The sequence below is a fragment of the Leucobacter massiliensis genome (genome assembly GCF_002982315.1).
Classification (GTDB): domain Bacteria; phylum Actinomycetota; class Actinomycetes; order Actinomycetales; family Microbacteriaceae; genus Leucobacter; species Leucobacter massiliensis.
The window spans coordinates 491,813-512,550 of sequence record NZ_MWZD01000017.1 but is presented as its reverse complement, the minus strand read 5'-3'; the positions used below and the strand labels follow the sequence as shown (position 1 = coordinate 512,550).

At 73.1% G+C, this 20,738-nt stretch carries 11 protein-coding genes and 1 pseudogene; 6 read left to right on the top strand and 6 right to left on the bottom strand.

Going from position 1 to position 20,738, the window contains the following annotated elements:
* Positions 1 to 122 precede the first annotated feature (122 nt).
* The 3 genes from B4915_RS09250 to B4915_RS09240 form a co-directional block, all read right to left on the bottom strand.
* Positions 123 to 1,457: a carboxylesterase family protein gene (locus B4915_RS09250; RefSeq protein ID WP_245907423.1), complete on the bottom strand. Its 1,335-nt coding sequence runs from the start codon at positions 1,455 to 1,457 to the stop codon at positions 123 to 125.
* A 148-nt stretch (positions 1,458 to 1,605) separates the two neighbouring features.
* Positions 1,606 to 4,692 carry an HtaA domain-containing protein gene (locus B4915_RS09245; RefSeq protein ID WP_105805493.1) on the bottom strand — a complete coding sequence of 1,029 codons (3,087 nt, stop codon included), beginning with the start codon at positions 4,690 to 4,692 and terminating at the stop codon, positions 1,606 to 1,608.
* Positions 4,693 to 4,942: 250 nt separating this feature from the next.
* The gene (locus B4915_RS09240; protein ID WP_105805492.1) at positions 4,943 to 8,821 is read right to left on the bottom strand and encodes an SdrD B-like domain-containing protein; all 3,879 of its coding nucleotides are present in this window, start codon (positions 8,819 to 8,821) and stop codon (positions 4,943 to 4,945) included.
* Between the two features lie 443 nt (positions 8,822 to 9,264).
* Here B4915_RS09240 and catA point away from each other — a divergent pair, with 443 nt between their 5' ends.
* Positions 9,265 to 9,942, top strand: coding sequence for a type A chloramphenicol O-acetyltransferase (gene catA, locus B4915_RS09235; RefSeq protein WP_105805491.1), 678 nt, complete (start codon positions 9,265 to 9,267; stop codon positions 9,940 to 9,942).
* Positions 9,943 to 9,977: 35 nt separating this feature from the next.
* Positions 9,978 to 11,258 (top strand): GNAT family N-acetyltransferase, encoded by a 1,281-nt coding sequence (locus B4915_RS09225; protein ID WP_219845100.1) that lies wholly within the window; start codon positions 9,978 to 9,980, stop codon positions 11,256 to 11,258.
* Here the strand turns inward: B4915_RS09225 and B4915_RS09220 are convergent.
* Entirely contained in the window at positions 11,209 to 12,696 is a 1,488-nt protein-coding gene (locus B4915_RS09220; protein WP_105805490.1) for an acyltransferase family protein, read from the bottom strand. The two genes, B4915_RS09225 and B4915_RS09220, sit on opposite strands and share 50 nt — an antisense overlap.
* 189 nt (positions 12,697 to 12,885) lie before the next feature.
* Positions 12,886 to 13,572 carry a response regulator gene (locus B4915_RS09215; protein ID WP_105805489.1) on the bottom strand — a complete coding sequence of 229 codons (687 nt, stop codon included), beginning with the start codon at positions 13,570 to 13,572 and terminating at the stop codon, positions 12,886 to 12,888.
* A gap of 113 nt (positions 13,573 to 13,685) precedes the next feature.
* Here B4915_RS09215 and B4915_RS15110 point away from each other — a divergent pair.
* The 3 genes and pseudogenes from B4915_RS15110 to B4915_RS09200 form a co-directional block, all read left to right on the top strand.
* Positions 13,686 to 14,330 (top strand): annotated as a pseudogene (locus B4915_RS15110) (sensor domain-containing protein); the annotation flags it as partial.
* A gap of 508 nt (positions 14,331 to 14,838) precedes the next feature.
* Positions 14,839 to 15,759: a cysteine hydrolase family protein gene (locus B4915_RS09205; protein ID WP_245907422.1), complete on the top strand. Its 921-nt coding sequence runs from the start codon at positions 14,839 to 14,841 to the stop codon at positions 15,757 to 15,759.
* Between the two features lie 181 nt (positions 15,760 to 15,940).
* Entirely contained in the window at positions 15,941 to 18,421 is a 2,481-nt protein-coding gene (locus B4915_RS09200) for a LuxR C-terminal-related transcriptional regulator (RefSeq protein WP_105805488.1), read from the top strand.
* Between the two features lie 13 nt (positions 18,422 to 18,434).
* Here the strand turns inward: B4915_RS09200 and B4915_RS09195 are convergent, their stop codons facing one another.
* Positions 18,435 to 19,808, bottom strand: a complete 1,374-nt coding sequence (locus tag B4915_RS09195; RefSeq protein WP_105805487.1) for an MFS transporter — start codon at positions 19,806 to 19,808, stop codon at positions 18,435 to 18,437.
* Positions 19,809 to 19,942: 134 nt separating this feature from the next.
* Here B4915_RS09195 and B4915_RS09190 point away from each other — a divergent pair, with 134 nt between their 5' ends.
* Positions 19,943 to 20,734: an SDR family NAD(P)-dependent oxidoreductase gene (locus B4915_RS09190; protein WP_105805807.1), complete on the top strand. Its 792-nt coding sequence runs from the start codon at positions 19,943 to 19,945 to the stop codon at positions 20,732 to 20,734.
* Positions 20,735 to 20,738: the final 4 nt, after the last annotated feature.

Here is a 20,738-nt window from a genome sequence, read left to right as displayed (position 1 = left end):
TCTGCGCCACACCCGCCTTCCGCATTCTCGGGCCCCGTCGGGGGACCCGAGTGGATCAAGGGCGGCACGCCGGATCGAGGACGACCGCAGGGCCGATCAGCGCGACCAGCGCCGCACGCGCGTCAGAGCGATCGGACCGCGAGGGCGCCCGGGATCGTGGTCCTCTGCGGGAGCCCGGCGCCCGAGGCGAACTGGCCCCAGACCTCTCGAACCCGCCGTCCGCGCCCGTCGAGGTCGTCCCACGCGGCGCCCCGCACGATCTCCGCGTCAGCCCACGCCCGCCGATCCCCGAAGAGCAGTGCCAGATCGATGGTGTGCGCTGCTCCGAGCGCATTGCCCGGAGCCGACCAGGAAAGCCTGTAGAAGTGCACCCGGCCTCCGGCCCGGCGATATCCGCGCGCCCACCGCAGGGCGGGCCACCGGTACACGAGCCCAGTGAGCAGCCACGCCACGGCCTGCTGCAGGCGCCCGCCGACGAACGGCACCCGGCCCAGCGTGGAGAGCGCAGGCACCGCGTCCGCGAAGAACCTTGCCTCGTGCGCGTTGTGCCCGATGAGCAGCTCGACGCGCGGTGCCGCATCCCGCCATGCTCGGCGCAGCGCCTGCCGTTCGGGCACCGGGTGATGCCCGGTCTGCGGCCCAAAGGGCATGAGGGAGGCGGGCCCGAAGCCCCGCGCAGCGCGCTCCACCTCCGCCTGGAGGGCGAGCGCATCGTCCACGGTTGCCGATTCGTCAAGCGCTTCCGCCGCGGCCGTCATCGCGTCGTGCATGCGGCCCCGCCTGCGCGTGAGGACGCCGATGGGCGCGCTCTGCACGATCGCCCGCCGCACCTTCGCGGCGATGCCGTCGGTGGCGAGGAGGTGGAGGATCGCGTCTGCCCCGGCGGACTCACCGAAGAGCGTGACATTCCCCGGATCCCCTCCGAAGGCGGCGATGTTGTCGTGCACCCAGTCGATCGCCATGAGCTGATCCAGCAGCCCGGCGTTCGCCGTTCTTCGGGTGCCATCGCCGATGAAGCCGAGCAGGCCGAGCCGGTACGTGACCGTGACGACGATGAGACGCTGCTCCGCGACGAACGCGGCGGGGTCCATGAAGGGAAGGTCCCCGGCCCCGGAGACGTACGCGCCTCCGTGCAGCCACACCATCACCGGAAGCGGCTCAGGATGCGGCCCGCGCGGCATGGTGACCGACAGCCGCAGGCACGCCTCGTCCACCGGGATGTCCGCGGTGCGGTATCCGAGCCGGCGCTCGAGGATGCTCACGGGGTGCTGCGGGCACGCGGGGGCGGGAGTGACCGCCTCGCGCAGCTCCGTGCCGGGGTCCAGCCGCGATGGGGCCCCGAACCGCTCAGCGCGGGCGAATGGGATGCCCTGTGCGCGCACGACGGCGCCGTCGACGCGACCCCTCACCGGACCGCTGGGCGGGGCGAACAGGGGATCCGTCTCGTCCCCGGCCACGGACATATCGGATTCCCCTCCACCTCTCGCCGCAGAGTCCTGCATGCCCCCGCGCGCTTCTGCTTCCCCCTGCGAGCGTACTCGGCCTCGCTCGGGATGCGGCTCCGGGACGCGCCGTCGAGCGGCGCGCCCCGTTCCCTGCGACGGCTCAGCGGGCCGGGGCTGCGCGCCGGCGGCGGGCCACGAGCGCGGCGCCCCCGAGGAGCAGGAGCACCGCACCGGAGCCGGCCCACAGCCACAGCGCCCCGGCCCCGGTGGCGGCGAGCTGCGCACCGGTCACGGCAGCGCCGGGCGCGGAGCCCGGAGCGGACTGGGCGGGAGCGCCGGGCGCCACCAGCCCGCCGCCCTGAGTGCCGGACTCGGTGCCCGGCTCCCCTCCCGGTCCCGGCTCCCCTCCCGGTCCCGGCTCCCCGCCCGGTCCCGGCTCCGACGGATCGGCGACCTGCACCCGGGCGCTGTCGCTCACCGCAGTGCCCATCGCGTTGCGGAAGACCGCGCGGACGACGAACGTCCCCTCGCGCAGCTCCGTCAGCTCGAGCGCCGGCGAATTCGCCCCCTCGATGTCCGCCCACGCTCCCGCGACCTCCCGCTGCCACTGCACCGTCGGCGCCGGGTGACCGACCGCTGCCGCCGCGACCGTCGCGGATCCGCCCGCCGCCGCACGCACGTCCGCCGGCTGCGCGACGATCCGCGGCGCTGAGTCCGCGAAGTGCTGGGCGCCGTCACCGAGGGGGTCGAGCGCGTCGATCCGGTCTCCGGTGGTTCGTGCCGGCCGCGTGGTGAGCGTACCGCTCACCGTCACCTCCGTCCCCTGCTTGCGGACGTCCTGGTTGCCCGTCGGCAGGAACCAGGGACGCAGGCCGCTGTCGAGGTGGTCGAGGAACGAGGCAGGGAAACTGCTCGGATAGACGGTCGCGTCACCGAGGCCGGGTGCGAGGTAGCTGCGGTGGTCCCACTCCGGGGTCGCCTGCAGCGCGATCGCTGCGGGACTGCGGGTGAGTCCGGCCTGCGCGAAGGTCGCGATGACGACCCGCGTCCGGCCGTCGCTCTCCCCGCTGCTGCCGGCACCACCCGCTCCGCCGCCGTTGTTCCAGAACAGCTCCGCGGTGAGCGTCGCCTGTCCTGACGCATCCACCGCGAGGTACATGTTGGCGAAGGAGAGCTTCAGTCCGTTCATGCCGCCGTAGGGACGGTAGTCCGCCACGCCGCTCCACGATAGCTGCGCCGCCCCGGTCCGCGCATCGAACCAGCCGACGCCTCCGGTGAAGTCGAAGCCGTGGTCCCCGGCAAGCTCGACCCCGCCGGACGCTTCCCGTTTCCAGTCGCGCGAGTACTGGTTGAGCTCCCAGCGCATGCGGGCATCGGCGATCGTGACGGCACCCGCGGGCGCGGCGCCGAGCTCTGCCGCGGCCTCGCTGAGCACCGTCAGGGTTGCCGGGTTCGACTCGACGCGGCGCTCGCCCTGCACCGCGACGGCGCGCAGCCGGGCGCCGTCATCCGCGGTCGTGGCGGCGGGGATCGTCAGCTCCGCTCCGCTCGCGTCAAGGTCCTCCCACTCGCCTCCGGGGCGCTTGATCTGCCAGGACACCGCGGGCTCCGGGGTGCCTGCCACGGCGACGCTGAACACGGCCGGAGATCCCGCCGCGACCTGGACGGGGGACGGATGACGGGTGAAGCTCGCCGGCTCGCCCGCCTCCGACGGCCCCCAGCTCACGGTGCGCGCCTCGCTCACCGTGGTGCCGTAGCCGTTGGTGAGCTTGACCCGCCACAGCGCGTCTTGGGCGTGCTCGGGCAGGGTGACGGATGACTCGGTTGCCGAGTATCCGCTCGTCGCGAGCGGCCCGTCTGCGCTGACGTCGGTGCGTGCGGCCCGCGCCGGGCCGATCGCGGGCGGCAGCTCGGGGCGCGGGTGGACGGCGGTGCGTTCCGCGGCGCGCGCTTCATCCCAGGACTGGGTGCGTCCGGCCCAGTGCGCTCCGCCGTCCAGGCTGTACTCCCAGGCATAGTCGACCGTGTCGCCGGGTGCCTCCGCGCCGAGGCTCGCGAAACTCAGCTCGACCGCCTCGCCGCGCTCCTCGGCTCGGAGCTCACCGAGGTAGCTGATGCGGTACGGCTCGAGGTACTGGGCCACGTACCGGAAGCTCTGGCCCTCCACGCTTCCCGCGAAGGTGTAGGTGGTGTCGTAGGAACTGGCAGCGTGCAGCGAGCCGTGCTGCACGCTCGCGCCTCCGAGGTCGATGGCCTGGTGGGGGGTTCCGTCGAAACCGTAGCGCCACATCGCCGAGCCGTCGGCGGCAGAGGCGATCACCTCCGCGGTCTTCTCGCCGAGGACCACGCTGCCGGCAGGGCCGGGAAGCGCAACGCGGGAGACGAGCTCGAAGCTGGCGTTGTCCAGCACCGCGACCCGGCCCGCATCGTCACTCACCAGCACGTGGCTGGCGCTCGGCACGACTCGGGTGATCTGCCCCATCCCGTGCAGCGCGGCGGTCTGCACGGTGCTCGCGTCGTAGAGGGACACCCGCTCCAGGACCCCGGCACCCGCCGCATAGAAGTTGCCCCAGTTGGCGTCGAAGGAGAGCTGCGCTCCGGGGTTCAGGGGAAGCTCGACCGCCGGCCGCGCCGTGTTGGGGGTGAGATCGTAGGCGTAGCGCTGGGCCACGAGGGCTCCGTCCGCGTTCGGCGCGACTCCGACGAGGCCGCTGCCGATGTCGCCGAGGAGGCGGAGCCGCTCGGGGTGGAATCCGTCTCGCTCCGTGATCGTCGCGATCTGGGAGCCGTCCCACGTGGTCGACTCCGGTGATGCCACGCGCACGAGCGCGGAGGTCCCGCCCGCGAGGCCGCGCACGTAGGCGACGAGCGCCCCGTCGCCTTCGTCGACGAGGGCGACGGCGTCGATGCGGCCGAGGACGTCGGAGAGCTCGATACGGCTCGTGACGAGGCTGTCGGAGCTCCCGACGGTTTCGAGCGAGGTCCGGCCGCCGTCGTTCACGGCTTGGACGTACAGTCCGTTCTGCGTGACGGCGCTGTAGCTGCCCGCGGGGATCTGCATGAACTGTGCGTCAGCCGAATGCTCATCGACCGCAGCGGGGGCGAGCTCGAAGAACGAGCGGAACGAAGGATCCACCCCTGGCACCGTCGTGTCCTCGGCGAGGGCGGGAGCCGCGAGGCCGGTGACCAGCGCCCCGGTCGCGAGCAGTGCCGCTGCCAGGCGCAGCGTGCGTGATCGTGCGTTCATCGAGGCGGAGCCCTCCTTCAGCGCAGGGACTTCCCTGGCGGTGCGTGGCGGTTGACGAGTGCGCCTCCGTCGCATGGTCGCGGAGCGACGTCGGCGCAGGCAGGTCCGATGATAGTTAGGTTATCCTAATCATCGGCACGATCCATCACAGTACCCGCCTTTCCACCCGAACGAGAAATCCCATTCGCGCCGCAGCGCCGGAGGCCCCTCCCGGGAACCTCCGGCGCTGCGGCACCACGCCTTCGCGCGATCACTCCGCGGCGCGTCTCCCCCTGCGGAGCACCAGCGCCGCTCCCGCCGCGCTCAGCAGCACGGCGACCCCGGAGAGGCCGAGCAAGGCCTGTCCGCCCGTCACCGGGAGTCCCGGCTCGGGGCTCCTCCCTCCCGGCTGGCCGGGCTCGTGCGGCTGCGGGGGTGCGGGAGGCTCCGTGAAGGTGTTGGTCACGTGGACGGTGGCACGGCCCGCGACCTCGGAAACGACCCCGTCGCTCGCACCGCCGCTGCCGCGATCATCGCTGTCGAGGATCGCGACCGTGGCTCCGCGGCCATCCTCCTCGGCGACGGCGCACGTGACGCCGGCGATCACCGATATGGTCCGCTGCTCACCGTGACTCAGGGTGAATCGGGCGTCTGCCGCCGGGAGGGGGTAGTCGACGCCGTTGAGGGTGCATGTCGCGGTGAAGGAGTAGGGTCCCGCGGGTCCCGGGCCCTGCACGGTCTTCGAGACGACGATCTCCGCGGGGGCGGCGATGATCCCCTGGTCGACGGACAGGTCCTCGGTGTTCGCGCCCAGCTCGATCGGTCCAGCCACGCCCGTCGCAGGATCGCCATCCGAGTCGAGTCCGTCATCGTCTCCCTGGTGCTGCAGGGTGAAGGACTGGCCCGGGCGCAGCCCGGCTGGGTCGAAAGTCACCGTGTACGTGCCGGACTGCAGCCCGGTGAAGAGATACCGGCCCGAGGCGTCGGTGCGGGTCGTCAATTCGACCCGGTTCCCGCTGCTGTCCGTCCCCGACAGCGCGACCGGGAAGCCTGCGGCAGGGAGCTCGCCGTCGTCCTGGATCCCATTGCCGTTGGCGTCAAACCAGACGTAGTCTCCGATCGCCGACGCGATGATCGTCTCGGGCGCATCCACGGGACCGACGGGCAGCACCAGGCCGTTGACCCGCGCAAAGGCCCGGTTCACATAGCTGTCGCCCGCTGCATTGCCCACCGGCGTGAGCGACACGACGACGCTAACGAGATCGCCAGAGGCGAAATCGCCCGGCCGGACGATGCGGATGGCCGTGACGTCCTCGGCGCTCGCCGGGCAAACGGAGGCCTCGGCGCCGATGACGACGCTTCCGCCGGCCGCTTCGCTGCACCAGGCGGTGGAGCCGCCGGGCGCGTTGCTGGGGTCCTGAGGATCCTGCACCGGGTCGCTCGCCGAGGTGTAGAGGATACGGACGCCGTCCCCGCCGGAGTCGACGGCAGCGTCGGAGAAGGTCAGAGAGCCGGTGAACTCCGACCCGCGCTCCCCCGACCGCGGCAGAACGTCGATGACGTCGACGTCGCTGAGCGCCCCGGGCGCCTGCACGTTCGCCAGCTCAATCCGCCACCGGAGCGGGTCGAGATTCGACTCCTCCGGACGGTTCACCTCCGAGACCGGGGTGAGCGGCACCTTGTCGATCTTCACGCCGGCGGGTTGGTCGATCTTGACCTGGGCTTCGTCGCTGCGCTGCTCGGGCGTCGAGAGGTCGCCGGTAGCGGACACGCGAACCCGGTTGGTGTAGGTTCCGGAGGCCGCCGTCGGCGACACGCGGACGCTCACCTCGATCGGGTCGATCGCGGCATTCGGGACGCGCTCGCCGAGATCCCAGCGCAGGTACGTCTCCCGCGGACCACACTCGATCCCCGCTCCGGCCGGCACCTCCGTCGTCACAAGCGACGGCGCGGGCGCCGCCGACTGGAAGCTCTGGCCGAGCGGCAGGCAGTCCTCGACGATGACGCGCTGGGTCACGCTCGGCGTCGCCGCCGAGGAGGTCAGCGTGGGAGCGAGGCGGTACTGCACCGTATCTCCGCCGGTGGTGATCGGGACGATATGGGAGAAGTCCGAGTCCCGCGGGCCCTTCACGGTCTTCTCGATCCGCGAGTACGCCGGAGCCGCGATGAGGCGGTCCCCCAGGCTTCCCGAGTGGTTCGCGGGGTCGTAGCTGGAAGAGATCCACTCGTTTCCGGGATCCGCGAGAAGCTCATCGAGCGATTGCTGCTCGCCGAAGTGGAAGAGCACCCCGGCGTAGTTCGGGATCTTGGTGCCTTCCGTCGCGGCGTCGGAGACGCGGAGGGCGATCGAGAAGAAGGTCTCGTTGATGTCGTACTGGCTGCCTGCGGCGAGCTCCACCCAGATCCGGACGCGCGAGACCGCGTCGATGCCTCCGGGAACTTCCTCCGGATCGTCGAACCACTGCCCGGAGGCGCACGTGGAGGCGTCGCCGGAGCCCCCGGGGCCGGTCGAATACTGGATGCGGAACCCCGGATCAGGGTCGGCCTCGTACTCACCCGAGCGCCAGACCGCTGCGCCGTTCGAGGGGTACCGCTGGCCGACGGAGCTCACTCCCGGATAGTCGCCCGGTGCGAGGGTGAGGAGCGCGGGATCCCAGGCGTCGCAGGCGAGTGCGGATCCGGGACGATCGGCGGCCGCGTTGCTCCCCTTGATGAGGAGCGATGAGACGACGGTCTGCCCCGGCGCCACCGTGATCTGACCGGAGTGGAGCCGCTGCTGGCCGGGAGGGCCTTCGGCGAAATCGTAGCCGGGGTTGAAGTCGGCCGCGGGCGTGTTGCCTGCGGCGCCCGGAACGCAGACAAAGTACTTGTCGAAGCCGCCCGGCGCCTTCACCTCCAGGTTGATCGTGCGGAAGTTGTTCCACTCCGCGTCCGCGCCGGGCACGTTTGGCGTGCCGTCGAGCGCGGTCGCCGCGAAGTCGCGGAACCGGTTCACGATCTCGAAGGACTGCGTGCTGCCGTCGCTCGACCCGAGATCGCGGACGGCCGCCACCGGAATCTCGAACTCAAGGGACTGGGAGATGATGTAAGCGGTGTTCGCGGGAAGGGTTGCGCCGGCGGGCGCGCCGACACTGCTGGGGAAGGTCGCGAGCGAGGAGTCGGTGCCGGTGACGGTGACCGAGACCGGGGCGCCAGGACCGGACTGCGTGCACGCGACGGAGCCGCTGTCGCGCACGGCGTTCTCCTCGGTTCCGGTGCCGCCCCAACCGGACTGCCCGATCCCCTGGATGGGGCTGGAGTAGAGGTTGCTGTCGTAGCAGCCGATGAGGCGCGCCCCGTACCGCGCGAGCGCGTCAGGGCCAGCCGCGAGCCATGCCGGCGAGGCGGTCGCGCCCTCGGGGTAGAGCGATTCGGGCGAGAGGTCGTCCAGGAAGGTGATCGGACCGGTCAGCGGCGATGTGCCTTTCGCCCCGTTCTGGGCGCCGACGAGAATGCTGACGGTGCGGCGGAAGCAGATCTGCTCGGGGTCGAAGGAGCAGGCCCGGCTGCTGCCGGCGACATAGCCCGTGTCGGGTTGCAGCGCGGTGGAGTTCTTCGACAGGTCCCACTTCGCGGCGGACGACACCACCGAGGACACCGGGTTCGACCGTGCGGGCTCCGGCACCTGATCCGACACCACGGACACCGTGACGTCGTCGGATGCCGTGCCGTTAGGCACTTCCGCGCGCACCTTCGCCGAGACCGGGTAGCTCAGCGTCGACCCGGGCGTGCGCTCGCCCACATTGCACCTGAGCACTTGCTGGCCGAGCCCCTCATAGGAGCTTGCGGTGAGCGGGAGCTCAGGCGCAGGCAGGCGCTCGGGAACGAGCGAGGAGCCGGGACCCGTGCAGATGGCGGGCAACGCTTCGAGCTCATAGCCCAGCGGGAGCACGAGCTCGAAGGTGGTGTTGCTCGAGGCGCCCCCTTCGGCCCGGATCTCGACGTTGTACGTGATCAGGTCGTTCGTCCGGATCACGGAGTTGTCCGGGGAGGAGTCGTTTCCGGGCGCGTCGTCCGCGTCGAAGTCCGGCGTGCCGGTGACCTGCGAGAGCTCGACTTCGAGCGTCTCGCCAGCGGCGACCGCCGGAGTGGCGAGCCCGGCGGTCAGCACCGCCGCTCCGCACAGCGCGAGTGCCGCCTTGAGCCTGCTGCGTGACGACCCGCTGCGGGGTCGAGTCAGGGCACGCGCTGCGTGCCTGAACCCGGGGGTGGAGTGCATCTGAAACCTCGATCGGGGTTGGGCGCCGCGGGACGCGGATCCCGCCACGCCCGTCGGAACGGAACGCGTGTCGCCCGGCCTGCCGGGTGACACGTCATGAGTCGCGTTCAGTGTGCGCGCGGCTCGGATGGCGCGCTGGTCGGCGGACGCGAATTCACCCCTGATTTCACCCTCGCGCAGCGTGGGGTGTTGCGCAGCCGTGGCGAGCCGGGGCCTTCGGGCGGCGGCGCAGCTCCCCCGTGGCGCAGCTCCCCCGCTGCTCGTCTCCCGCCTGCCGGAGGAGCGGCGCTGGGCGATGGGCAGCGGCGAAGCGGGGCGTCGGGCACAATGGGGGGATGCCCGATCCCGCTCCCATCGACCTGGATTCCTGGCCTCGCCGGCCGCACTTCGAGCACTACCTGCGGACGGTGCCGTGCAGCTACGCGATGACCGTCGACATCGACGTCACGGCGTTCGTCCCCGCGGTCCGCGCCGCCGGAAAGCGCGGCTACCTCGCGCAGATCTGGGCGATCACGTCCGTCGTGAACCGTCACCAGGAGTTCCGCATGTGCCTGGACGAGGAGGGCGCGCCGGCGGTCTGGGCGGAGACGCACCCCGCCTTCACCGTGTTCGACGCGGAGCGCGAGACCTTCGCGAGCCTGTGGGTGCCGTTCGACCGGGACTTCGCCGCGTTCCACGAGGCGGCGGAGCGGGTGATCGCCGAGCACGCCGGCAGCCCCGAGATGTTCCCGCAGGGTGCGCCCCCGGCACACACCTTCAACGTGTCGAGCCTGCCGTGGACCGGCTTCACCGGGTTCACCCTCAACGTCGACGAGCGCTCGGGGTACCTTGCTCCGATCTTCACCATCGGCCGCTACCAGCAGCGGGACGGGCGGGTGCTGATGCCGCTCGCCGTGCAGGTCCACCACGCCGCGGCCGACGGGTTCCACACGGCGCGCCTCGTGAACGAGCTGCGCGAGCTCCTCGCCGACCCCTCGTGGGCGGATGCGCCGGCGCGTCCGCGTTCCGCATGAGCCGCGGGCCCTCGCGCCCGGCCCCGGCGCCGCGTGTGCGTCCCCTCGTCGTCGAGGACTGGAACTGGGTGCGGGAGTGGTTCGAGGACGCCGAGCTCGACCGGGCCCTCGGTCCCGTCGACGAGGAGTGGCTCGCCGCCGCCCTCGGCGATCCCGAGGGGGTGCAGCTCGTCGTCGAGCTCGACGGAGCCGTTACGGGGCTCGTAGGCGTCGCCTGGGATCCGGACGGAGACGCCCACTCCGTCACCGACATCGCGGTGCGTCCCGCTGACCGGGGGGCGGGCATCGGCAGGACCGTCCTCACAGCGGCGACGTCGTGGCGCGGTCACCCGCCGGCGCACGGCTGGGTGGCGTTCGTGGAGCCCGCGAACACGCGAGCCCTCGGCTTCTTCGCCCGGCAGGGATGGACCGACGAGGGGCTCGACGACGGCATGCACCGCTTCCGCGGGCGGACGGCAGCGCCGACGCCCACTCCACCGGCGCCAGCCGCTGGCGTGCGGCCGCATCCCGGAGCGACCGAGCGACGCATCGCCTGGCATTTCACCCTGCTCACCTTCGCCATCGCCGGCGTCTTCTCGGGCGGGCTGATCGTCGCCGGCCGCTTCGGGTACGCCGTCAGCAACGTGGTCTCCACGGTGCCGGAGTTCCTGGCGAACGTGCCCTTCTCGATCTACATCCTCTCCCCCGCCATCGCCTCCTATGTCGTCCTCAGGGCGCATCGGCGGGTCACGGGGCCCCTGCAGTGGATCCGCCTGGTCTTCGTCCTCCGCGGCCGCCCGGCGGGAGCGCTGCTCGCGGTCGCGGCGCTCCTGATGTACTTCACGATCCACCTGTGCATCTCGGGGCCGTCCGCCACAGCCCTCCCGTGGACGATGTTCCTCCTCTCACTGCCGGGGAACCTCGTCATCGGCGGCATGGAGGAAGCCGGATGGATGTCCGCGCTGCAGCCCGAGCTCGACCGCCGGTGGGGATTCGTCCGGTCTTCGCTCGTGGTCGGCGTCATCTGGCTGCTCTGGCATGTCCCCCTGTTCTTCATCCCGGGCACGAACCACGCCTCCGGCGTGATCGACTTCGGCATGTTCGCCGTCCAGGTGCTCACGTTCCGCTTCCTCTACGGGGCAATCTTCCGGGCAGGCGGCGGCAACGGCGTGCTGCTGTGCATCCTCACCCACACGGTCTTCAACGCGGCGAGCTTCACGCTCGGGATCCCGCCGACCTCCTGGCCCGGCACCCTCGCGGCGAACGCGGCGGTGCTCGCCCTCGCCCTCACCGCCGCAGCGCTCTTCCCGCGCTCGGGAGCAGCGGTCCGGCGCTGAACCGGGACACACGCCCGGGGGCGCGCCGGGAGCCGCGCCGCGCCGCGGCGCCGGTCGGCATCGGGATGCTGAGCGTCACCGCCAGAGCGAACGCCAACAGTGCCGCGAGGTACGGAATCGGCGCGTCGACTCCGACGAGCAGGACGATCGCGGTGCCCGCGACGCCGCACAGCACCGAGCTCACCGCGCGGGCCACGCTCCCATGCGAACGGACCGCGCTCCCCCGCAGCTGTCGCGCGGACCCTGCCGGCAACGGCGACCACGCACGCAGCATCCCGGTCACGCGCCGGTCCAGCGCGGTCGCGGCGGGGGCGACGAGGCACACCCCGGCAGCGACGGCGAGCAGCCACGGTGCGCGCGTCGCCCACCACGCAGCCGAGTGGGGCGGGGGAAGCGGCGCCCCGACCGCCCACAGCAGGAGCACGAGCACCAGGGTCACCGGCATGTGCCAGAGGTAGACGCTCATCGCGCACGCGTTCGCACGTGCGACGAGGCGCACGAGCCGGGACGTCCGCAGCAGCCTGTCGAGCGCCGGGCGGGCGAGGTTCAGGACGAAGAACTGCGCGAGGCCCCAGAGGGCGAGCACCAGGGTGGGCGGGTTCAGGTTCACGAGCATGTCGGCGGACCGTCCACCACCGGTCAGCAGCCCGACGAGCAGGAGCAGCGGCGCGCTCGCCGCCGCGAGGAGCGCCGGACGGGACCACCGTGCGCAGCCGCCGTCCCGCATGACGAAGCCGAGCTGCTGCATGAGCGCCCAGACGAACAGCAGGTTGAGGAAGCCGACGGGCACCCCGCAGAGCGTGTGCGTGAGATCGACGGCCACGACCGCGGCGCTCAGGCCGGCGAGGAGGAACCCCGGCCGACGCTCGTGCGCCCAGGCCATGGCCGGGACGAGCGCGGTCACCACGAAGTAGACCGCGAGGAACCACAGCGGCTGGCCGACGCGCAGGGCGGACTCGGCGACGAGGCGCTCCTCGGCGTCCGCCCCCAGAGCGCAGAGGAACGCCCCGCCGACGACGGCGGTCATGACCCCGGCCGGCACCGCAAGCCGTCGGACGCGGCCCAGCACGTACTCAGAGGCGGTGCCTCCGCCGCTGCGGAGGCGTCGCCACTGCGTCAGGGAGGCGAAGCCCCCGGCGATGAAGAAGAGCGGCATGATCTGGAAGGCCCAGGTCAGTGGCACGAACCAGGGCTCTCCGGAGAGGGCGACGCTCGTGAGGATCGACCCGTCGGGAGCCGTCTGCACCCCCACCATCAGTGCGTGGAGCACGACGACGGCAAACAACGCTCCAGCCCGCACGGCGTCGATCGTGGTGTCTCGGTGCACCTCGGCGGCGGAGGCGGGGTAGGGGGCCCGGGCTGCGTCGCTGCGCGTTCCCGGCTCGGTGGCGGGCGCGGCGGGCGCCGCTGCCGCGGGCGGACTGCTGATGAGGGTCACTTCGGCTCCTTCTCTCGGGTACCGGGAGCGAAGCTACGGGCGGGGTGCACGGAAGCGCGTCCCCCGGCAGAGTGAACCGCGGCGGCCGGAGGGGTGACTCGGGAGGGCCCGGGCTGCACGACTTGCCCGGGCCGCCCGGCGCTGCACGAGTTGCCCGGGCCGCCCGGCGCCCCGCCCAGAGGGCCGCGGTCAGCGTCCGGCGCGCACTAGCCCGGACTCGTAGGCCGCGATGACCATCTGCGTGCGGTCGCGCAGTCCGAGCTTCCCGAGCACCCGGGAGACGTGGGTCTTCACCGTCTGCTCGGCGAGGAAAAGCGCGCCGGCGATCTCTGCGTTCGTCTTGCCGTCCGCCACCAGTCGCATGACGTCGAGCTCCCGCTCGGTGAGCGCGGAGAGCAGCCGCGAGTCCGAGCGGGGTGCCGGGCGCGAGACGTAGTCGGCGATGAGCTTGCTCGTGATGGACGGGGCCAGGAGCGCGTCTCCAGCGGCGACGACGCGCACGGCGGCGACGAGGTCTTCCGCGGTGGCGTCCTTGAGCAGGAAACCGCACGCGCCGGCCTGCAGGGCGGAGAATACGTACTCGTCCGCGTCGAAAGTGGTCAGCATGATCACCCGGGGATGCTCGAGGCCCGGCATCCCGAGAACGGCCCGAGTCGCATCGAGGCCGTTCATCCCGGGCATGCGCACGTCCATGAGGATCACGTCCGGGCGGGTGCGGCGCACGAGCTCCACGGCCCCGCCGCCGTCCGGGGCGTCACCGACGACCACGATGTCGGGCTGCGCATCGAGCAGCGCGCCGAATCCCTGGCGCACCATCGCCTGATCATCGACGATCGCCACCCGGATGGGGGCGCGAGCCGGGTCGGGGTGGGCCATGTCTCAGAGTGTATCGGGGCGCTGGCCCGGCGGCGTGGCTCGCGGGTATCACCCTCGTTCCCCCGGAGGGGTGATGTCCCCGGGCCGCGCGGCCCGTAGCCTGAGCGGGCAGAATGGAAGGAGCCGAGATGGCGAGCAAGAGACGAGGGACGCCGATGCCGAGTGCCCACAGGATCGCGCGCGCTGGACGCGACGCCGCGCTGATCGCCGACGGTTTTCTCAGCTCGCTCCTCGCCTGCGTCGCGCTCGTCCCGCTGACCGCGGTTGCCGTGTCGACGTTGATCGTGTGGCTGGGGGCCCTGCTCCTGCCGCTGACGCTGCGCCTGGCATCTGTGTTCGCCGAACGCTCCCGCGCCCGGGTGCGGCGGTGGGGGCTCGCTGTGCCGCAGGCGCGGTACCTGCCGGTGGCAAACGGCTTCTCCGGGCGGCTTCGGCCGCTCGCGGATCCTCGGCGCTGGACAGACCTCGCGTTCGAGGCGCTCTGTGCGCTGCCCCTGCGCTGCTTCACCTTCACGGTGTCGCTAAGCTGGGCCGCCGGCGCACTGGGGGGTATCACCTTCCCGGCCTGGGGTGCGTTCCTGCCGGGGAACAGTTCAGGGCTCGGAACGCTGCTCTTCGCGGCCCTGGGCCCCGGGAGCGCAGCGGCGGATCCGGCGTGGACGTTCTGGCTGGAAGCCGGCACGAATCTGCTGCTCGGGGCGATCCTGCTCGTCAGCCTCCCCGCGGTTCTGCACCTTCTCGCTCGCCTCGACGCTGCCGTGACCGCGGCGGCGCTCGGAGCTCCCGTGGCCGCTCCGGGCACGAGCCCCGCTGCCCCCGCCTGGTCCCCGCTGGCGTGGGCGCACATCACGGCGGCCTACGCCGCAGTGGTGACGGTCGCGGTCGGCTGGCCGCTGCTCGCGGTGGGGTACGGCCTCCCGGTGTTCATCGCCGGGCTGTTCGCCTGCGTCCAGGCGGCGGCCCTCGTGCTCGCCGTCCGCCTTCCCGTGCTCGGCGTCGCTCTGCAGCTGGGTGCGGTGCTCGTTCCGGCCTGGCTCGCCGACGACCGCGACGGATGGCCGTGGCCCTGGCCGGTGATGTCACTCATCGCGCAGACCGTCCTCGTCCTGCTCGTCTCGGCGCGGCGCCCGTGGCCGATGGCGCTGTTCGCATGGGCGGTGCCGGCGGTGGTCTCGGTGCTGCCGGTGCTGCTGCTCCCGCGTGCCGGCGGGTGGGGGAACTGGATCGTTGCGGCCTCGGTGTCTGCGGGTCCAGGCGGCGGCCCTCGTGCTCGCCGTCCGCCTTCCCGTGCTCGGCGTCGCTCTGCAGCTGGGTGCGGTGCTCGTTCCGGCCTGGCTCGCCGACGACATGAGCAGCCCCGGGCTCCCCACCCCCGACAGCACCCCCGACAGCACTGCAGACAGCTCCCCCGGCACGGCGGGCGAGATCACCGACGCCGACATCGACGCGCTCGCCGAACGCTACTACGGCACCATCGGGGCGGTCGGCTACGCCGATCCTCTCCCCCTCGACCCAGCAGACACCGTGCTGGTGGTGGTCGACGCCCAGCAGCACATCGCCAAGCCGGCGATCCGCGCATCGCTCACCGCCGCCGGCCTGTACGAGCCGGGCGTCGAGCCGGTGCTCGACGCGATCGAAGCCCGCACGCGTGCCGCCGCCGCGAACATCGGCGAGGTGCTCGCCGCGTGCCGGGCGATCGGCATCCGCGCGGTGCACGTGGGAATCCAGGCCCTCCTGCCCGGGGCGGAGGACACCGGGGCGCTGCACCGGGCCGGCGGCATGCTGTATCCGCCCGGCTCGGCGGCCTCCGAGTTCCTCCCCGAGGCCGCTCCGGCCACGGGGGAGATCGTGCTCACGAAGACGTGCTCGGGCATCCACGTCGGCACCCGGATCGATCAGGTGCTGCGCAATCTCGGAGCGGACAAGGTCGTCATGGCGGGCTTCTACACCGACCAGTGCATCAGCGCTTCGGTGCGGGATCTCGCCGACATCGGCTACCGCGTGAGCCTGATCGAGGACGCCATGGGCGCGATGAGCCCGCAGCGTCATCGCAACGCGCTCGAGAGCATCCGCAAGCTGTACGCGAACTCCGAGACGACGGCCGAGTTCGTGGCTCGTGCTGGCGCGCTCGCGGAGCGGTCCCGCGGCCGCCGCGGCGGCTGGCTGACCGGCCGACACCGCCGGTAGGGGCCCGGATCGCATCCGCGCGGTCTCGCGGACGGGCGTCCGCCGGCCCGGCGGACGCGCACGCCCGCGGGAGGGCTGCGTCACCGCGGATCTTCCGCACCGCTCCGGTGTCGCCTAGGGTATGTCAGGGGGACCCGATCAGCCGTGCCCCTCTCAGCTCGCCCAGCAGCACCCACCCCCCATGACGATCACCGCCATCCACGCCGCGTCCGCCGCTCGCCTGCGCCTGCTCGACGGCGGCCCGAGGGTTCCGCGCACGGCTGCCGTCCGCCGGCTGGACGCCGCCTCGGATCGGCCGATCTCGCTGCTGCGCGCTCCCGCGGGCTTCGGCAAGACCGACGTGCTGCGTGAGTGGGCGCACGGCCACCGCGGCCCGGTCGAGTGGCTGGCGCTCCCGGATGAGGATTCCGCGCAGCAGCAGGCCGCGGCGCTGACTGGGCTCGCCGCCCGCCTGCGGGAGACCCCGGGTGAGGCGCCGCACGGCCGCGACGCCGAGACGGCGGCGGTCGTCGTCGACGGGCTCGCCCACCTCGGCGCCCCGGAGATGCGCGACTCGCTGCACGCGCTGGTCGATGCCCTGGGGGCGCGACGGCTGCTCATCGCCACCCGGGAGGATTCCCCGCTCCCCCTGCCCGCTCCGATCGAGCCCGTGCTGCTGCGCGCCGAGCTCGCCTTCTCCGAAGCGGAGGCGGCCGCGCTCGCTCACGCCCTCGAACTGTCCCTCACCCCGGAGACCACGCGCAGCCTCTGGCGGGCCTCCGCCGGCTGGCCGCTCGGCCTGAGGCTGCTGCTGCGGCACGCGCGCGCGGCGGATCGTTCCGAGTGGAGCGATGTGGCGCAGATGACCGACGCCGCGGGTCACGAGCTCCTGGGTACGCTGCTCGAGGGGCCCGGCGCCCGCTCGCTGCTCATGGCCGCCGTGCCGGAGCGCTGGCCCGAGCGCCTCTTGCCGGTGCTCGCGGATCCGTCCGTGCTCGACGACGCGGCCCGGCAGGGGGCGGGCTGGTGGGAGCGGAGCGGCGTCGAGCCGGTCTTCGTCTTCCAGCCGCTCGTGCGCGGGGTGCTCCGCACCGCCGCGGGCGAGGAGCTCCGGCGTGAGACGCAGAGCAGGCTGGCTCGGGAGTCCCTCGCGGCCGGCCGGGTGCGCGAGGCGTTCGCTGCGGCCGTGGATGCCCGCGACTGGGAGCTGGCCCGCGGGTGCGCATCGCGGGACATCGTGGAGGTGACGGCGCTGCTCGGCGCCGAGCCGCGGCTGCTCGCGGCGGCGCCGAAGTCGGTGCTGCGGCGGGATCCGCTGCTCGGCATGCTCCACGCGCTGGGGCTCTACGTGCAGGGGCGCACGGCCGCTGCGCTGTCGGGGTTCACGGCGATGGTCGCGGATGTGGAGCGCCGGCGGCTGATGAGGCGGGCGCTCCCGGAGGCGGATCAGGTGTGGGCGCAGGGCCTGCTCACGGTCGGGCTGCGCCTGCTCGGACGGTACGAGCTCGTCCGGCCGGCGCTGCGGAGGTTCACGGGGCTGCTCGAGGTCGCCCTCCGGCGCACCTCGGAGCTCGATGCGGCCGAGGATCTGTTCTGCACGGAGTCCGCGGTCACCGCGCTCCTGCTGGGCGACCCGGGCGAGGCGATCGAGTTCCTGGATCGCCGTCCGCTGCGAGCGGAGCGGAGGAAGCGGCAGCACTTCTACGGGGACGCGCTGCGGTTGCTCGCCCTGGCGCAGCGCGGCGAGATCGAGGCGGTCCGGGCGGGGGTGGAGGAGCTCGGCACGCGCGTGCTGCCCCCGGGCTTCGCGCAGAGCTTCTACGCGATCCCCCTGCACCTGGCGTCGGCGCAGCTGCACCTGGAGGCGGGCGAGCCGGAGGCGGCGCGATCGGAGCTCGAGCTGACCGAGGCGCACTGGTCCACCGCCGAGTACTGGCCGCTCATGCTGCTGGCACGCATCGATGTCATCTGGGCGGGCGAGGGCGCCGCGGCCGCGCTTGACGCATTCGCCGCGATGCGGGCGGAGCAGCGGGGTCGCGCCGGCATCAGCCCCGCCCTGCAGGCGGAGCTCGACGCGCAGCAGGCCCTGCTGCTCGCTGCTGAGGGTCGTGTCTCCGAGGCGCTCCGGCTCCTCCCCGAGCGGTCGAGCCGCCCCGTCACCGTCGCCTCCCGCGCGCTGCTGCAGCTCCTCGCGGGGTCCCCGCAGTCGGCGCTGCGCAGTGCGGAGGCCGCGCTGAGCCTCGAAGGCCGCTCGCCTCGCCGCTCGCTCGAACTGCACCTCTGCGCCGCCGTGGCCGCGCATCGGGTGGGCGACGAGCGGCGGCTGGCCCGCGCGCGCTCGCGGATCGAGGCCCTGAGCGTGCGGACGGGCCTCGTCTCCCCGCTCGCGGCGGTGCCCTCCGCGGAGCGGCGTGATGTCTTCGGGGGCTCGCAGCCGCTCCTCGCCCGGATCGAGGGGCTCCCGGAGCAGTTCCCGGCCCCGCCCGAGCGCCCCGCGCTCACGCGGAAGGAGCTCGCGGTGCTGCACGACATCGAGGCAGGGGCGACGATGGCGGAGTCCGCGCAGCGGCACTCGGTGTCGCTGAACACGGTGAAGAGCCAGCGGCGGTCGCTGTACCGCAAGCTCGGGGTGTCGCAGTCCTCGGCGGCCGTGCAGCGGGCGCGGGAGCTCGGGCTCATCTAGGCAGGGGTTCGGCTCAGGGCGCTGGATCCTCGGGGCCTGCCCGCAGGGCGCCGGCGGGCCGGGCGAGGGCGGTCGCGCGGCGGCCCGGCCTCGGACGCGGATCCGGGATCACCGCCGCAGCCGAGCAGAGGGCCGCGACGGCGGCCAGCACGAGGAAGAGCGCGGAGTATCCGCCGTCCAGCGCCGCTCCGTGCGTGGCGGCGCGCACCACCGCCAGCCCGGCGAGGGGGCCGGCGACCTGCCCGAGGGCACCGGCGGCGCTGAAGGCGCCGATGTAGCTGCCGTGCCGGCGCTCGGGTGCGGTCTCGAGCGCCGCGCTGAGCAGTGCGCTGTTGTTGAGCCCCACGGCGGTCCCGCTGAGGGCCGCCGCGGCGGCGATCCACGCGGGGCTGGGGCTCAGGGTGCGGAGGACGAGGGAGGCTGCGAGGAGCACGCCGGCGAGCGCCACGATGAGACGGGGGGATCCGAGGGCCTCGGGGCGCCGGTAGAGCACGCCGGTGGCGGCGACGAGGCCGAGGATCGCGGCGATCGCGGCCCAGGAGCTGGCACTCACCGGGAAGTCGCCTGAGCCGGCACGCGCGTGGAGGTCGAGCGGGTGGTATGCCACGAGGGCCGCGATCACCGAGCCGCTGAGGAACTGGAGCGCGAGCACGCGGATCGGCGAGAGGCCGGATCGGAGGAACGAGCTCGGCCCCGGTGCCGGCACCGGTGGTGCCGCCGATCCGCGGTCGTGCGTGCGTGGCGGCTCGGGCGCGGTTGCGAGCGGACTGCCGCGGCGAGCAGGCGGGAAGAGGACGAGCACGGCGAGGGGAATGAGCAGCGCGGCGGCGGCGAGCCCCAGCGTCACCGCCCAGGCCCGGCCCGGCAGGGCGATGAGGAGGAGCAGGGGGATCGCCAGGCCCCCGTAGGCGGCGACGACCACGACCACGGCGCCGCGCCGGCGGTGCGTGCGCTCGACGGAGACGAGCACGGTGCGCAGCACCGCCATCGCTCCCGAGTATCCGAGCTGCGCGAGGGTCCACCCGCCGAGGAGGGCCGGGGTCGTGTCCCCGGCGGCTGCCGTGAGCAGTCCGGCGGTGCCGACCGCGGCCCCCACCGCGACCCAGAGCCAGCGCGTGCGATGGCTCTGGGTGCCGGCGTCGCAGGCGATCCCCAGTATCAGCGCGCCGAGGACGGCTGCGCCGGCGCCGGCGCTGACGGTCATGGCGACGATCGACGCCGCCTCGCCCGGTCCTGCGATGCGCGTCGCGCGTTCGGCGATCCCGGCGATGACGGGGGGTGCGAGGGCGGCGAGGAGCGCGATCTTGGCCACGTTCACGAGGACGGCCGTCTGCCGGGATGCGCGCGAATCGAGCTCCCCGGCGTGAGCGTGGTTCGTGGTCCGCACGCAGACACGTTACCTGGACGGCGTCCAGTGCGCCAGCATGGATCCGCCGGGGCGTGGCAGGGCGACGGAGACGGGCCGCTCTGAGAGGATCGTCCCGGGTGCGCGCCGCTGCGGCCGCCGGGAGGGAAGCCATCATGCACACCACGTCACCGATCGAGGAGCCGCGGCCGGTCGCCGTGATCACGGGCGCGGGCGCCCCCGACGGCATCGGAATGGCCTGCGCACGCGCGCTCGCCGCGAGCCACCGCCTGATCGTGGCGGCCACGAGCGAGCGGATCCACGAGCGCGTGGCCGAGCTGGCCGCCGAGGGCGCCGATGCGCTGGGCTTCGTCGGCGACCTCACCGCAGCTGAGGCGGCGGAGGAGCTGATCGCGCTCGCGATGACGCGGTGGGGACGGGTCGACGCGCTGGTGAACAACGCCGGCATGGTGGCGGTCACCTCGAGCGATGCGGCGACGCCGCTGGCCGAGTCCTCCCTGGAGCAGTGGCACCGCTCGCTCGCCCGCAATCTCGACACCGCGTTCCTCGTGACGCGTGCGGCGCTGGGGCCCATGGCGGCAGCGGGTCACGGCCGGATCGTGACGGTGGGGTCGCTCTCCGGCGCGCTGATGGCGTACCGGGGCGACGCGGCGTATCACGCGGCGAAGGCCGGTCTCGTGGGGCTCGCCCGCTCGGTCGCGGTGGACTACGCGCGATCCGGGATCACCTGCAACGTGGTCGCGCCGGGGTGGATCGCGAGCGGCTCGGCGACGGACGAGGAGCGCGCGATGGGCTCGCTCACCCCGATGGGCCGGCCGGGCCGCCCCGAGGAGGTCGCCTCGCTGGTCGCGTACCTCGCCTCCCCCGCCGCCTCATATCTCACGGGCCAGGTGATCGCGGTCGACGGCGGCAACACGATCGACGAGGAGCCGGGCGCCGCGGCCTGATCCG

What these genes read in the sequence shown, in the direction of transcription:
- B4915_RS09190 (WP_105805807.1), top strand. Translation starts at nt 19,943, where the DNA reads ATGCACACCACGTCACCGATCGAGGAGCCGCGGCCGGTCGCCGTGATC.
- catA (WP_105805491.1), top strand. Translation starts at nt 9,265, where the DNA reads ATGCCCGATCCCGCTCCCATCGACCTGGATTCCTGGCCTCGCCGGCCG.
- B4915_RS09215 (WP_105805489.1), bottom strand. Translation starts at nt 13,572, where the DNA reads ATGGCCCACCCCGACCCGGCTCGCGCCCCCATCCGGGTGGCGATCGTC.
- B4915_RS09245 (WP_105805493.1), bottom strand. Translation starts at nt 4,692, where the DNA reads ATGAACGCACGATCACGCACGCTGCGCCTGGCAGCGGCACTGCTCGCG.
- B4915_RS09200 (WP_105805488.1), top strand. Translation starts at nt 15,941, where the DNA reads ATGACGATCACCGCCATCCACGCCGCGTCCGCCGCTCGCCTGCGCCTG.